The organism is Massilia sp. AB1 (genome assembly GCF_018119385.1).
In the GTDB taxonomy this organism is placed as follows: domain Bacteria; phylum Pseudomonadota; class Gammaproteobacteria; order Burkholderiales; family Burkholderiaceae_D; genus Telluria.
In genome coordinates this window covers 67,766-82,156 of sequence record NZ_JAGKSG010000016.1, presented here as the reverse complement: position 1 = coordinate 82,156, position 14,391 = coordinate 67,766, and the positions used below count along the sequence as shown (strand labels likewise).

At 65.4% G+C, this 14,391-nt stretch carries 9 protein-coding genes; 5 read left to right on the top strand and 4 right to left on the bottom strand.

What is annotated here, in order from left to right; all coding sequences use genetic code 11:
- Entirely contained in the window at positions 1-2,340 is a 2,340-nt protein-coding gene (locus tag J8847_RS11670; protein WP_211524874.1) for a GH92 family glycosyl hydrolase, read from the bottom strand.
- 240 nt (positions 2,341-2,580) lie between these two features.
- On the opposite strand from J8847_RS11670, the gene J8847_RS11665 reads away from it, so the two are divergent.
- Positions 2,581-4,194 carry a CehA/McbA family metallohydrolase gene (locus J8847_RS11665; RefSeq protein WP_211524873.1) on the top strand — a complete coding sequence of 538 codons (1,614 nt, stop codon included), beginning with the start codon at positions 2,581-2,583 and terminating at the stop codon, positions 4,192-4,194.
- Positions 4,195-4,197: 3 nt separating this feature from the next.
- Here the strand turns inward: J8847_RS11665 and J8847_RS11660 are convergent, their stop codons facing one another.
- Positions 4,198-4,773, bottom strand: coding sequence for a TMEM165/GDT1 family protein (locus tag J8847_RS11660; protein WP_211524872.1), 576 nt, complete (start codon positions 4,771-4,773; stop codon positions 4,198-4,200).
- A 160-nt stretch (positions 4,774-4,933) separates the two neighbouring features.
- Here J8847_RS11660 and J8847_RS11655 point away from each other — a divergent pair, with 160 nt between their 5' ends.
- Together J8847_RS11655 and J8847_RS11650 are read left to right on the top strand one after the other, a co-directional pair.
- The gene (locus J8847_RS11655) at positions 4,934-6,790 is read left to right on the top strand and encodes a M1 family metallopeptidase (protein WP_211524871.1); all 1,857 of its coding nucleotides are present in this window, start codon (positions 4,934-4,936) and stop codon (positions 6,788-6,790) included.
- Positions 6,791-6,812: 22 nt separating this feature from the next.
- Entirely contained in the window at positions 6,813-8,423 is a 1,611-nt protein-coding gene (locus tag J8847_RS11650; protein WP_211524870.1) for a serine hydrolase, read from the top strand.
- A 112-nt stretch (positions 8,424-8,535) separates the two neighbouring features.
- On the opposite strand, the gene J8847_RS11645 is transcribed toward J8847_RS11650, so the two are convergent.
- Together J8847_RS11645 and J8847_RS11640 are read right to left on the bottom strand one after the other, a co-directional pair.
- A complete protein-coding gene (locus tag J8847_RS11645; RefSeq protein WP_211524869.1) occupies positions 8,536-10,083 on the bottom strand; it encodes a S1C family serine protease in 1,548 nt (515 codons plus the stop codon).
- Between the two features lie 115 nt (positions 10,084-10,198).
- The gene (locus J8847_RS11640) at positions 10,199-10,990 is read right to left on the bottom strand and encodes a class I SAM-dependent methyltransferase (protein ID WP_211524868.1); all 792 of its coding nucleotides are present in this window, start codon (positions 10,988-10,990) and stop codon (positions 10,199-10,201) included.
- A 379-nt stretch (positions 10,991-11,369) separates the two neighbouring features.
- On the opposite strand from J8847_RS11640, the gene J8847_RS11635 reads away from it, so the two are divergent.
- Both J8847_RS11635 and J8847_RS11630 read left to right on the top strand, forming a co-directional pair.
- On the top strand, positions 11,370-13,004 hold the full coding sequence (locus J8847_RS11635) for a TldD/PmbA family protein (RefSeq protein ID WP_211524867.1): 1,635 nt from the start codon (positions 11,370-11,372) through the stop codon (positions 13,002-13,004).
- A gap of 12 nt (positions 13,005-13,016) precedes the next feature.
- Positions 13,017-14,351, top strand: coding sequence for a TldD/PmbA family protein (locus tag J8847_RS11630; RefSeq protein ID WP_211524866.1), 1,335 nt, complete (start codon positions 13,017-13,019; stop codon positions 14,349-14,351).
- The last annotated feature ends 40 nt before the right edge of the window (positions 14,352-14,391 follow it).

Sequence of the window (14,391 nt, the reverse complement as noted above, 5' to 3'; positions counted from 1 at the left end):
TCAGTAGCGGGTTTGGGTGTAGGGACGGGCGCTGGGTTCCTTGCCCCAGTCCTTGTTCGGGATGGCCTGCATCGTGAATACCAGTTCGCCGCCGGCGACGATGTCTTCGTGGCGCAGGAAGGTCCTGGCCAGCGGCTTGCCGTTCAGGGTGACGCGGCCGACGTAGCGATTGGCCTCGCTCAGCTGCTCGGCGCGCACCGTGAAGCGCTTCCCGTTCGGCAGGTTCAGCACCGCCTTGTCGAGGAAGGGACGGCCGATCACGTATTCGTTGGAGGCCGGCGCCACCGGGTAGAAGCCGAGCGCGGTGAAGGCGAACCAGGCCGACATCTGGCCCAGGTCGTCGTTGCCCGACAGGCCATCCGGGCGGTTGGCGTACTGGGTCGCCATGATGTGGGTCAGGCGTTCCTGGGTGCGCCAGGGGGCGCCGGCGAAGTTGTAGAGGTAGGCCACGTGGTGCGATGGCTCGTTGCCGTGGGCGTAGTGGCCGATCAGGCCCGAGATGTCTTCCATGTGGGCATAGACGTTGTCTTCGACCTTGGCGTCGAAGACCTGGTCCAGCTTGGACACCAGGGCCGTGTCCCCGCCCAGCATGGCGATCAGGCCCGCGTTATCGTGCGGCATATACCAGGAATACTGCCAGGCGCTGCCCTCGGTGTAATCGCTGCCGAAGTTCGACTGCACCGGGTTGAAGGGGGTGCGGAATTCGCCGGTGGACTTGCGGGCGCGGATGAAGCCCGTCTCCTTGTCGAACACGTTGCGGTAGTTCTGGGCGCGCTGGTAGTAGCGGGCGGCGACGTCCTTCCTGCCCATCTTCTCGGCCATGCGCGCGATGGTCCAGTCGTCGAAGGCGTATTCCACGGTCTTGGACGCGGCTTCCGGTTCGCGGTCGATCGGCACGTAGCCCAGCTTCATGTAGTGTTCCAGGCCGCCGTAGGGGCCGTATTCGGCGCTGGCCGTCATCGCCTTCAGCGCCTGGTCGGGATCGAAGCCGCGGATGCCCTTCATGTAGGCGTCGGCGATCACCGGCACCGCGTGGTAGCCGATCATGCACCAGGTCTCCAGGCCGTGGAAGGACCACACCGGCAGGATGCCGTAGGGGCTGTGCTGCTGGGCGGCGATGAGCGAATTGACGAAGTCGGCATTGCGGCGCTCCGGCGCGACAAGGGTCAGCAGCGGGTGCAGGGCGCGGTAGGTGTCCCACAGCGAGAAGGTCGAGTGGAAGCGGAAGTTCTTCGCTTGGTGCACCTGGTTGTCCGGCCCGCGGTAGCGGCCGTCGCGGTCCATGAACAGCGAGGGCGCCAGCATGCTGTGATACAGGCTGGTGTAGAACATGGTGCGCATCGGCTCGCCCGCATCCGCCTTCACCGCCGACAGCGCCTCGTTCCAGGCGGCGCCGGCGCGGGCGCGCTCGGCCTCGAAGTCCCAGCCCGGCATCTCTTCCAGGTTGGCCAGCGCATTGTCTTCGCTCACCGGCGAGACCGCGACCTTCACCATCAGCGTGCCGTCCTGCGGCGCGCCGAATTCCAGCGCCGCGACCAGGGCCTTGCCCTCGACCAGCACCTTGTCCTGGGGCGTCTTGCCCGGCGCCGCGAAACCGCGGTATTCGACGGCTTCCTCGCGGTTGTGCAGCTGGCGCGCGCTCATCGGGCGCGAGAACTTGACGGCGAAGTAGAGCTGGCGGCCTGGCGCCCAGCCGCGCGTCTCGCGCATGCCGGTGAGCGTGGTGGCGTCGCGTACGCGCAGGCGCGACCACAGGTTCTTGCTGCCGTAGTCGTAGATGCTGGAGCGCAGGTCGAGGATCACCTTGGCCTGCGCATCCTTGTGGAATCGGTAGCGGTGCAGGCCCACGCGCTCGCTGGCGGTGAGCTCGACGTCGACCTCGTTGTCCTTCAGGCGCACGGCGTAATAGCCCGGTTCGGCCTTCTCCTCCTGGTGCGAGAAGCGCGAGCGGTAGCCGGAGAAGGGACGCTCGGGATAGCCCGGCTCCAGCTTGGTCTCGCCGCTGTAGGGCATCAGGAGCACGTCGCCCAGGTCCGAGTGGCCGCTGCCGGAGAAGTGGGTGTGCGAGAAGCCGAGGATGGACGTATCGTCATGGCGGTAGCCGGACGCCCAGGGATAGCTCTGGCGGAAGTGGCGCACCTGGGTGTCGGGACTGAGCTGCACCATGCCGAAAGGCCGGCTGGCGCCCGGGAAGGTGTGGCCGTCGCCGCCGGTGCCGATGAAGACATTGACGGCGCTCGCAGGCGAACCTGATGTGGCGGCCTGTGCAGGCAGGGTGGAGAACGCCAGCGCCGCCAGCAAAGTCAGGGAGAGGGATTCGTGCTTGAAACGAACTGTCATGCTGTCTCCATACATGTGTCGCCCGGTGGGCCGGACTGTGTCAGCGGATTATGGCCGGGTTTGACTCTCAGGCAACTAAACAGGCGCGTTTCCCCCTGTGTTTAGCATGTGTTTTACTAAACATCCTCCGTTAAGTTAATCGAATGGCAACTTGAGCGCACGCATAGTTTGTAGATAAAAATACAATTTTCAGGTATCCCGGCGCAAGGCCGAAATCGATGCAATTGCAAAAATTGCATCATGAAAACCTCACTTATTTCCCTCTCCCTTAGCGCCTTGTTGTTGAGCTGCGGCCTGGCCACTGCCGCCCCGGCTGAACACAAGGAATTCGAAGCCACCCTGTACGCGCACTTCCATGCGGGGGCGGCGCAGCAGCGCACATTCACGCTGAGCTTCGACTATCCCGGCCTCGACCGCCCCGGGATCGTCGACTGGCGCGTGGAGCTGGTGCGTCCCGGCGGCCGGACAGCGCTGCGCTGGCGCGGCCGGGCGACCCTGGCCGCATCCAGCGTCAGCGTGGCGGTGCCCTGGTCGGGGCGGATCGGCCGCTCGCCCGCGCCGCCTGGCATCTACCAGGTGAAGCTGCATGCCGTGCTGCGCGGCGACGGCCACGAGGCGGTCAGCCAGGACTGGGAGATCGCGGTCGGTAAACCCTCACAGCCACGGATGCCGCGCTTCCAGCCGCTGCCTGGCGCGACTTCCTCGCCCGCTGCCGCCCCGGCGCCCGGTACGCTGCCCTACACCGTCTACCTGGGCAACCTGCACAGCCAGACCAAGCACAGCGACGGCGGCGCCGAAGTCACGGCCTGCAAGGGCGCACAGCCGCCACTCAGCTCGCCATACGGCCCGGATGCGGCTTTCGCGTTCGCGCACAAGCAGGGACTGGACATCCTGCTCGCCTCGGAGCACAACCACATGTACGACGGTTCCGACGGCAGCGCGCCCGACGCCGATGCCGGCAAGGCGCGGGCCTTGTACCAGGCCGGCCTGGCCAGCGCGGACGCCTACACGCAGGCACATCCGGGCTTCCTGGCGCTGTACGGCATGGAGTGGGGCGTCATCAACAACGGCGGCCACCTCAACATCTTCAACAGCCGCGAGCTGCTGGGCTGGGAGACCAACGCCAGGGGCGAGCTGATGGCGGATACGCGCACGCCGCGCGGCGATTACGCGGCCCTGTATACCTTGATGCGCGAGCGCGGCTGGGTGGGGCAGTTCAATCATCCGGCCCAGACCGGGCAGTTCATGGTGAACGGGGTCCCGCTGGCCTACACGCCGGATGGCGACGAAGTCATGGCGCTGTGCGAGGTGGTGAACAGCACCGCCTTCTCGACCAGCCTGTCGGAGTCCGAAACCCGCCGCAGCCACTTCGAGGCGGCCTGCAACCGCCTGCTGGAGGCGGGCTATCACGTGGCCTTCAGCACCAACCAGGACAACCATTGCGCCAACTGGGGCGCGTCCTACACCAACCGCACCGGCATCCTGGTTCCCGCCGGCGCCGCGCTGACCCGGGACAGCTTCATCGACGCCTTGAAGGCGCGGCGCGTGTTCGCCACCATGGACAAGGGTTCGCAGCTGGTCCTAAGCGCGAACGGCCGGATGATGGGGGAGCGCTTCCGCAACCGGGGGCCGCTCGAGCTGGTGGCGAATTTCGCCAGCAGCACCGGCAAGCAGGTGGCGGCGGTGGCGATCATGGAAGGGGTCCCGGGACGCAAGGGCCAGGTGACCCAATTATCGGATAAGGCGACCACCAGCTTCATCCCCGCGCCGGGCGAGCATTTCTATTACGCCCGGATCACCCAGGACGACGGCAAGGTGCTGTGGTCGGCGCCCGTGTGGGTGACGCAGGAATGATGCTCAGAAGCCCAGGCCTTCGCCCGCGCCCAGCAAGGTGGCGATGCCGAGCACCGCGAAGATGACGGCGGCGATGCCGTGCACCAGCTTCACCGGCACCCGGTTGGCGATGCGTTCGCCGAAGTACACGGCCGGCACGTTCGCCAGCATCATGCCGAAGGTGGTGCCGGCGACGACGGCGGCCATCGATTCGTAGCGCGCCGCCAGCGCCACGGTGGCGACCTGGGTCTTGTCGCCCATCTCGGCCACGAAGAAGGCGATCAGGGTGGTGAGGAAGACGCCGTGGCGCGCCAGGCTGGTTTCCTCGTCGTCGATCTCGTCCGGCACCAGGATCCAGGCCGCCATGCCCAGGAAGGACAGGCCCAGCACCCAGCGCATCGTGTTCGGGCCGAGCAGCTCGCTGACCAGCGCGCCCACGGCGGCGGCGAAGGCGTGGTTGAAGATGGTGGCCACGAAGATGCCGAACACGATCGGCAGGGGACGGCGGAAACGGGCGGCGAGGAGGAAAGCCAGCAGCTGGGTCTTGTCGCCGATCTCGGCGAGCGCCACGATGCCGGTCGAAACGAGGAAGGCGTCCATGAAGCGGAAAAGCGGGTGAGGCGAAAGGCGCGATCATAGCAGAGTCGGACCTCCGCACGGCGTACATACGGGCGATTTGCCGCGCTTTCGCTGCAGGATAGCGCGTGCTATTCTGCTCGCGCCCGCAGCCCTGCCTCGGCTGCCATCCCTGCGAGAGACCATGAAGACACGCTTCCTGCCGCGCGCCGCCGCCACCCTGATCCTGGGTGCCTGGACCGCCTGCGCATTCGCGCTCGACCCCCTGAGCTACGCCAAATACGACCAGGTCAAGACCAGTGCCCTGCACATGGACCTGAAGGCCGATTTCACCCGCAAGACCCTGGACGGTCACGCCGAGCTGACCCTCGACTGGCTGGACAAGTCGGCCACCACCCTCGATCTCGACACGCGCGAGCTGGCGATCTCGAAGATCGAGGCGCAGGACGCGGGCGGCGCCTGGCGCAGCGTGCCTTATACGCTCGACAAGCTGGACCAGGAGAAGGGCCAGGCGCTGCATATCGCCCTGCCGGGCCAGCCGAAGAAGGTGCGCATTTACTACCGCACCGCGCCGACCGCCACCGCCCTGCAGTGGCTGACGCCGGCCCAGACCATGTCGGGCAAGCGTCCCTTCATGTTCAGCCAGTCGCAGTCGATCAACGCGCGTTCCTGGGTGCCGATCCAGGATACGCCGGCGGTGCGCTTCACCTACACCGCCCGCATCCAGGCCCCTAGCGGCCTGCGCGTGGTGATGAGCGCGGAGAATGACCCAAAAGCGAATGGCAAGGGCGGCTGGAAATTCAGGATGCCGCAGCCGATTCCTTCCTACCTGCTGGCGATCGGCATCGGCGAACTCGATGTGCGCAGCCTGGGGCCGCGCACCGGCGTGTACGCCGAACCGAAGCGCATCAAGGCCGCCGAGTACGAGCTGGCCGACACCGAGAAGATGGTGGCCGCGGCTGAATCGCTGTACGGCCCCTATCGCTGGGGACGTTACGACATGCTGGTGCTGCCGCCGTCCTTCCCGATCGGCGGCATGGAAAACCCGCGCCTGACCTTCCTGACCCCGACCATGATCGCGGGCGACCGCAGCCTGGTCGACCTGATCGCCCACGAGCTGGCGCACAGCTGGTCGGGCAACCTGGTGACCAACGCCTCGTGGAAGCACTGGTGGCTCAACGAAGGCTTCACCACCTACGTGACCACCCGCATCCTGGAAAAGATTTACGGCGAAGACGTGGCCACCATGAACCTGCAGCTGGAGCAGGAAGAGGCCCTCGAGCACCTGAAGACCCTGCCATTGGCGAAGCAGGCGTTGGTCACCCGCGATCCGGACACCTCGTCCGAGCACTACACCGACGAAGAGCTGGCCTATCCGAAGGGCGCCTGGTTCCTGCGCACCCTGGAGCAGCGCGCCGGCCGCGCCGCCTTCGATCCCTTCCTGCGCGGCTGGTTCGACCAGCACGCCTTCCAGAGCGTGACCACCGAGCAGTTCGTGGCCTACCTGCGCGCCAACCTGCTGTCGAAGAACCCGAAGGTCATGAGCGATGCGGAGCTGGACGAGTGGCTGTATGGCCCGGGCATCCCGGCCAGCGCCCAGCGCGCGGTGTCGGCCCGCCTGGCCAAGCTGAACGCCACCACCGAGGGCTGGCTCAAGGGCGAGGTCAAGACCGCCCAGCTGGACACGAAGAACTGGAACGCCGCCGAGTGGATGAAGTTCCTGAACGACATCGACAACAAGGCGGATGCGAAGCAGCTGGAGGAACTGGATAAGGCCTTCGGCCTGGCCAAGACCGGCAACAACGAAGTGGCCTTCCGCTTCTACCGCGCCTCGGTGCATGCCGGCTACCACGGCATCCGCCCGAACCTGGAAGCCTTCCTGATGAGCGTGGGCCGCCAGAAGTTCGTGGTGCCGCTGTACGGCGCGCTGCGCGCCAAGGCGGACGACCGCGCCTGGGCCGAGCGTGTCTACAAGGCCGCGCGCGAGCGTTACCACCCGGAGACGCAATCGAGCGTCGACAAGCAGATGAACAAGAAATAAAAGGAAGACGATAGTGCAAGCAATGAACCGACTCGCAGCCGCGATCCTGATCGCATTCTCCACCACCGGCGCGGCGTTCGCGCAGGCTCCGGCCGCCGTTGCCGCAGCCGAGGCGCCGGCGTACAACCTGGAAGCCGACGTCAAGCGCGTGATGAAGGAATTCGACGTGCCGGGCATCGCCATCGCCGTCGTCAAGGACGGCAAGGTGCTGGCCGCGCAGGGCTTCGGCGTGCGCAAGCTGGGCGATCCGACCCCGGTGGACGGCAAGACCCTGTTCGAGATCGCCTCGAACTCCAAGGCCTTCACCGCCGCCGGCCTGGCGATGCTGGTCGACCAGGGTAAGCTGTCCTGGGACGATCCGGTCATCAAGCACCTGCCGGACTTCCGCATGTACGACCCCTACGTCACGGCCGAGATGACCGTGCGCGACCTGCTGACCCACCGCAGCGGCCTGGGCCTGGGCGCGGGCGACCTGATGTGGTGGCCGACCACCACCTTCAGCACCGACGAGATCATCCACAATCTCCGCTACATCAAGCCGGCGACCAGCTTCCGCAACAGCTACGCCTACGATAACCTGCTGTACATCGTGGCCGGCAAGATCATCGCCATGAAATCCGGGAAGTCCTGGGGTGAGACCATGCGCGAGTGGATTCTCAAGCCAGCAGGCATGAACACGACCACCACCAGCCTGGACGAGCATGCGAACATCGCCAACGTGTCGGCGCCGCACAGCAAGATCAACGGCAAGATCTCGGTGGTCAAGCCGATGCCGGTGGCGAACGCGATCGGCGCGGTGGGCATCAACACCAACGCCGAGGACATCGCGCGCTGGATGAACGTGCTGCTGGACGAGGGCCGCGTGGGCAAGGACGCGGACGGCAAGGAAACACGACTGTGGTCCGAGAAGCAGGCGCGCGAGATGTGGACGGCGCAGACCCCGATGAAGATCGGCCAGCCGCGTCCTCCGCTGGCGGCGACCAAGCCGAACTTCTTCGCCTACGGCCTGGGCTTCCAGCTGCGCGACTACCAGGGCAAGCTGGTGGCGATGCACGGCGGCGCGCTGCAGGGCTTCTATTCGCGCGTGCTGCTGGTGCCGGAAGCGAAGCTGGGCATCGCGATCTTCACCAACGCCGAGAGCGGCCCCTCGCTCAGCGCGCTGCAGTACCGCCTGATGGACCAGTACCTGGACGTGGTCCCGACCGACTGGATCGGCCGCTTCGCCGACATGGACAAGGAGATGCACGCCAAGGAAATGGAGCGCGTCAAGAAGGAGTCGGCGACCCGCGCGGCCAAGAGCAAGCCGTCGCTGCCGCTGGCGTCGTACGAGGGCGAGTACGAGGACGCCTGGTATGGCAAGGCGACCATCAAGAAGGTGGGCGGCAAGCAGGTGATGGTGTTCTCGCGCACGCCGGACCTGATGGGGGAACTGGAGCACTTCCAGCACGATACCTTCGTCGTGCGCTGGAAGGAGCGGAACTTCAATGCGGATGCGTATGTGACGTTCTCGCTCGATCATGACGGGTCGATCGAGCGGATGCGCATGAAGCCGATTTCCACGGAAACGGACTTCAGCTATGACTTCCAGGATTTGCTGTTTACGCCGGTGAAAGAGAAGAAGTCGGCGGATTGAGCAAACTTGGATCCCGGCCTCCGCCGGGATGACGGTCTTAAGGCCAACACAGTATGCACGTCGTCCCGGCGAAGGCCGGGACCCAAGTTGACTTTCGCTGAGCAGCGTTAACTCACTTCCCGTCCCACACCTTCATCATATCCTCCGACCCCTGCGCCCTGATCCCGTTATCCGACAGGATCGCCTCGGTCGCATCCAAGGTCGCCTTGCGCGGCAAGATCATGGTCTCGCCATAGCGCTGGTCGAAGCGCAGCACGATCTGCTCGTCCTTCAGGTCACGCAGCAGCGCCACCAGGTGGCTCAGGCTGCGCACCGGCTTGCCGTTGATCGACTCCACCACCGACCCGAAGCGGTTCGAATAGCCGCTGACCAGCTTGTGCGGGAAGAAGGGCGAGCTGATCACCACCAGCTCCTCGCGCTGCGCATCCGGCGAATCGCCGCGGCGCGTGATCAGGGGGCTGGCGTTGAAGGCATACCCGTGCATCGCCCCCGCATTGGTGCCGATGAAGCTCAGGAACTCCGCGCTGGCGCGGGTGAACGCCATCGGGCCGTAGACGAAATACGACGGATAGCCGCCATTTAGATCCGGGATCAGGAGCGGACGCGGGCCGGTCGCCGGCACGTCCACCTTCATGGTCTTGCCGTTGCGGACGATGGTCATCGGCACCTTGCCGTTCTTCGCCACCTGCTGGATGCGGTACTGGAAGCGCACGCGCAGGTTGGAACCCAGCTTCACCATGGCCTGGTTGTCGACCGGGTACTCGCCGATGTGGGTGATCACATCCCACTCTTTCAGCGGCCAGGACGCGTCCGTGCGGTAGGGCTTGTGCACCACCGCGCCTTCGACCGACTTGTCGAGCTTGAGGAAGGCGCGCAGGGCCGGGTTTTCCAGGGTCTGGATGCTGTCGTGCAGCAGCGGCTTGCCGTCGTACTTGCCGTCGGCCACGTCGCGCAGGAACAGTTCGATCTCTTCGTTCGGGATCACGTAGCCGATGTTCTGGGCGCCCGCCGCCATCGAGAAGGCCAGGCCGATCATCTTGTCGCCCGCGATCACCGGGCCGCCGCTGTTGCCCGGATTGATGGGCGCGTCGATCTGGATGCGCAGGCCAGAGCTGAAGGAGCTGTAGGGCACGAACTCCACCCGCGAGACGATGCCCTTGGTGGTCGACAGCGAATTGCCGCCCACCGGGTAGCCGTAGGCGAACACCTGCTCGCGCACGTCCGGCAGCACCGCGGCGCGGGTGACCGGCGGACGCCTGTCGAAGAAGCTCGGGTCTTCCAGCTCCAGCACCGCCAGGTCCAGCCCGCGCGCGATCGCGATCACCTTGGCCGCCACCTTGTCGCCCGACTGGCTGGCCTGCACCTCGACCTGGCTCGCATAGCTCACCACGTGGGCATTGGTCAGGATGCGCTTGCCCTCGATGATCACGCCCGAGCCGGTGATGTCGTTCGGCGAGGCCTTGGTCCAGGGCTTGTACGGGTCCGGACGGCGCACGGTCGAGAAGATCTTGACCACCGAGGCCTCGATGGCCGGCAGCGCCGGGGCGGCGGTCTGGGTCGTGGCGGCGGGAGGGACGGGCGTGGTCTGCGGGGTGCTGTCCTGGGCATGGGCCAGGCTCGATGCGGCAAGCGCCAGGGCGGCAAAGCGGTAGATTTTCATGAATTCCTTCGGTTGCGGTAGTAGGTGCTCAACCGGAAGAATATACACCCGCGCCGCAATTGGAAATACGCGGAAGTCCACAGGAGGGAGGACGGAGGCCGTCCTCCCCGGCACGTCACTGCTTGACGAACTTGAGCGTCATGCGGTCGCTCTCGCCGATCGCCATGTACTTCTCGCGGTCCTTGTCCTTGTTGGCCAGCACCGGCGGCAGGGTCCACACGCCTTTTTCGTGGTTGGCGGTGTCCTTCGGATTGGCGTTGACCTCGGACTTGCCGGCCAGCTTGAAGCCCGCGCTTTCCACCATCTTGATCACCCAGGCTTCGTGCACGTAGCCGCTCGAGGCCTTGGCGTCCTGCGTCATCGAAGCCGGCAGGCGGTGGTCGACCACGCCCAGCACGCCGCCCGGCTTGAGCACCTTGTGGATTTCCTTGAAGGTGGTGCGCAGGGCGTCTTCGCCGTTGCCGACCCAGTTGTGCAGGTTGCGGAAGGTGAGGACCATGTCGACGCTGTTGGGCGCCGCGATCTGGTAGGTGGCCGGCGGCTCGAACACGGACGGGACGACCTTGTCGAAGACGGCCGGATTGGAATCCAGCTTCTTCTTGAAGGTGGTGCCGTAGCGCTTGTCCGGCTGGATCGCTTCGCCCGCGCCGATCAGCTTGCCCTTGTCGCGCAGGTAGGGCGCCAGGATCTCGGTGTACCAGCCGCCCGACGGCGCCAGTTCCACCACGGTCATGTTCGGCCTGATGCCGAAGAAAGTCAGGGTCTCGTAGGGATGGCGGTACACGTCGCGCGCCTTGTTGGCGGCGCTGCGGTGTTCGCCGGCGATGGCGGCCTTCAGGGCGTCGTCCGCCTGCGCGGCGCCGGCCAGTCCGGTGGCCAGCATGGCGGCCAGGATCAGTCGTTTCATCGGTGCGAAGTCTCCATGGTGATTGTCGATGGCAGGGCGGGACGCCGCTGCCGCCGGGCTGATGATCCGGCAGTGTGGCCGGACAGTCAAGCTTGGTATTTATACATATGTCGAAGTGTCCGCGCCTGTCCGGGGCGGACAGGCGGACAGTGTCCGGACATTCGGACACGCGTTTGCGGGTGTTGTGGAATCAGCCACTTTGGATAGCCCGTATGGATGGCATAAAGATTGCCTAACCAAAAACTTTAGTCTATGGTTGAGAAGTTTGCCGTCACCCCATCCGGAGACGACGAAGTTCCCAGAAGCGCTGTACATACAAGAGCGGCGCCGTGCTGTGCCGGCGGAACCGCTGCCCGAAATAGGATACCCAGGAGACCCTATGGAACGTCGTACTTTTCTCAATTTAAGCAGCCTGGCGCTCGGTTCGACGCTGATCCCGTTCGGCCGCGCGATCGCCGCTGAAGAACTGCTCAGCACCATGCCCGTCGCCGCCAAGAAGGCGCTCGCCGACGTCGCCCTGAACGCCGCCACCAAGGCCGGCGCCAGCTACTGCGACGTGCGCATTGGCCGCTACCTGAACCAGTTCATCGTGACCCGCGACCTGAACGTCGAGAACGTGGCCAACACCGAATCGGCCGGCGTGGGCGTGCGCGTGATCTGCAACGGCGCCTACGGCTTCGCCGCGACCTCCGACATGTCCAGCGACGGTATCGCCAACGCGGCGCGCCAGGCGGTGGCGATTGCCAAGGCCAACGCCAAGCTGCAGTCCGAACCGGTGCGTCTCGCACCGGTCAAGGGCGTGGGCGACGTCTCCTGGGCCACCCCGATCAAGAAGGACTGGCGCGCGGTGCCGATCAAGGAAAAGGCCGACCTGCTCATCGCCGCGAACAAGGCCGGCATGGACAACGGCGCGAACTTCATGCAGTCGATGCTGTTCCAGGTGAACCAGCAGAAGTTCTTCGCCTCGACCGACGGCTCCTACATCGACCAGGATGTGCACCGCCTGTGGGCCCCGTTCCAGGCCACCGCCGTGGACAAGGCCACCGGCAAGTTCCGCTCGCGCTCGGGCCTGAGCTCCCCGGTCGGCAAGGGCTACGAATACCTGGACGCGCGTCCCGAGCACAAGATCAAGGCCGCCGGCGGCGTCGCCACCCTGTACACCGAATCCTATGACATCATCGAGGACGCCAAGGCCGCGGGCCGCGACGCCAAGCGCAAGCTGACCGCCAAGTCGGTGGTGCCGGGCAAGTACGACCTGATGCTGTCGCCGGAACACCTGTGGCTGACCATCCACGAAAACGTCGGCCACCCGACGGAACTGGACCGCGTGCTGGGCTACGAGGCGAACTACGCCGGCACCAGCTTCGCCACCCTGGACAAGTGGCAGACCAAGAGCTTCAAGTACGGCGCGCCGATCGTCAACCTGTACGCCGACAAGATCACCCCGGGTTCGCTGGGCTGCGTGGGCTACGACGACGAAGGCGTCAAGACCAAGCAGTGGGACATCATCAAGGACGGCATCCTGGTCAACTATCAGGCCACCCGCGACCAGGCCCACATCATCGGCGAGAAGGAATCGCACGGCTGCTCCTACGCCGACAGCTGGAACTCGGTGCAGTTCCAGCGCATGCCGAACGTCTCGCTGGCGGCCGGCAAGAAGAAGCTGACTCCGGACGAGATGGTCAAGGACATCAAGAAGGGCGTCTACATCGTCGGCGACGGTTCGTTCTCGATCGACCAGCAGCGCTATAACTTCCAGTTCGGCGGCCAGCTGTTCTACGAAATCAAGGACGGCAAGATCGGCCAGATGCTGGAAGACGTGGCCTACCAGGCCAACACCCAGGAATTCTGGAGCGCCTGCAGCGCCATCTGCGACGAGCGCGACTGGCGCATGGGCGGTTCCTTCTTCGACGGCAAGGGCCAGCCGCCGCAGATCTCGATCGTCTCGCATGGTTCCTCGACCACGCGCTTCAACGGCATCAACGTGATCAACACCGCTCGCAAGATCGGCTAAAGGACGGGACCCATGAGCATCTTGACCCAGGAACAAACCAAGCGCATCACGGACCGCGTGCTGTCGCTGTCCAAGGCCGATGAGTGCATCGTCAGCGTCGAAGGCAACCGCATCGGCAACATCCGGTTCGCGCGCAATGCCGTCTCGACCGCCGGCCTGGCCGACGACACCCGCGTGCAGGTGCAGGTCGCCTTCGGCAAGCGCCAGGGCACCGCCACCATCAACGAGTTCGACGACAAATCGCTGGAGCGCGCCGTGCGCCGCGCCGAGGACCTGGCGCGCCTGGCGCCGGAAAACCCGGAGTTCATGCCGGCGATCGCCAAGACCGGCTACAAGGGCTCCGAGACCTTCGTGCCCGCTACCTCCGCGATCGATCCGGAATACCGCGCCCAGGCCGCCGCCTACGCGATGGAGGCCTGCCGCAAGAAGGGGCTGGTGGCCGCCGGCTTCTTCACCGACCGTTCGTCCTTCGAAACCGTGGCCAACTCCAACGGCGTGTTCGGCCACCAGGTCGCCACCTCGCTGGACTTCACCTGCACCGTGCGCACCGAAGACGGCCGCGGTTCGGGCTGGGTGAAGCGCTCGGCGCGCGACGTCGCCAAGTTCGACCCGCGCGAAGCGGCCGAAGTGGCGATCGAGAAGGCGCTGCGCTCGGTCGAGGCCAAGGCGCTGGAGCCGGGCCGCTACACCGTGATCATGGAGCCGGCCGCCACCAGCGACCTGATCGGCTTCATGCTGAACGGCTTCAATGCCCGCAACGCCGACGAGGGCCGCAGCTTCCTGTCCAAGCCGGGCGGCGCCAACCGCCTGGGCGACAAGCTGTTCGACCAGCAGGTCAACATCTGGTCCGACCCCTGGGACAAGGACGTCCCGGTCCTGCCGTGGGACAACGACATGCTGCCGCGCGAGCGCATCCATCTGGTGAAGGACGGGCGCATCAACGCGCTCAACTACTCGCAATTCTGGGCCAAGAAGAAGGGCCAGCGCGCCGTGGGCACGGCCGGCAACATCATCATGGCCGGCACCGACAAGTCGACGGCGGAGCTGATCGCCAGCACCAAGAAGGGCATCCTGGTGACCCGCACCTGGTACATCCGCATGGTGGACCCGCAGTCGGTGCTGCTGACCGGCCTGACCCGCGACGGCACCTTCTATGTGGAGAACGGCAAGATCAAGCACCCGGTGAAGAACTTCCGCTTCAACGAGAGCCCGGTGACGATGCTGAACAACATCGAGGAGATCGGCAAGCCGGTGGTGATCGGTGGGGATGAGGCGAATTATTCGATGCTGATTCCGGCGATGAAGATTCGGGACTTCAACTTCACGTCGCTATCGGACGCCGTTTAACCCGCAACATAAAACAACGTCATCCCGGCCTTCGCCGGGA

Bases quoted from the DNA above. Each gene is read 5' to 3' on its own strand.
- J8847_RS11655 (WP_211524871.1), top strand. From the start codon at position 4,934: ATGAAGACACGCTTCCTGCCGCGCGCCGCCGCCACCCTGATCCTGGGT.
- J8847_RS11640 (WP_211524868.1), bottom strand. From the start codon at position 10,990: ATGAAACGACTGATCCTGGCCGCCATGCTGGCCACCGGACTGGCCGGC.
- J8847_RS11660 (WP_211524872.1), bottom strand. From the start codon at position 4,773: ATGGACGCCTTCCTCGTTTCGACCGGCATCGTGGCGCTCGCCGAGATC.
- J8847_RS11665 (WP_211524873.1), top strand. From the start codon at position 2,581: ATGAAAACCTCACTTATTTCCCTCTCCCTTAGCGCCTTGTTGTTGAGC.
- J8847_RS11635 (WP_211524867.1), top strand. From the start codon at position 11,370: ATGGAACGTCGTACTTTTCTCAATTTAAGCAGCCTGGCGCTCGGTTCG.
- J8847_RS11670 (WP_211524874.1), bottom strand. From the start codon at position 2,340: ATGACAGTTCGTTTCAAGCACGAATCCCTCTCCCTGACTTTGCTGGCG.
- J8847_RS11645 (WP_211524869.1), bottom strand. From the start codon at position 10,083: ATGAAAATCTACCGCTTTGCCGCCCTGGCGCTTGCCGCATCGAGCCTG.
- J8847_RS11650 (WP_211524870.1), top strand. From the start codon at position 6,813: ATGAACCGACTCGCAGCCGCGATCCTGATCGCATTCTCCACCACCGGC.
- J8847_RS11630 (WP_211524866.1), top strand. From the start codon at position 13,017: ATGAGCATCTTGACCCAGGAACAAACCAAGCGCATCACGGACCGCGTG.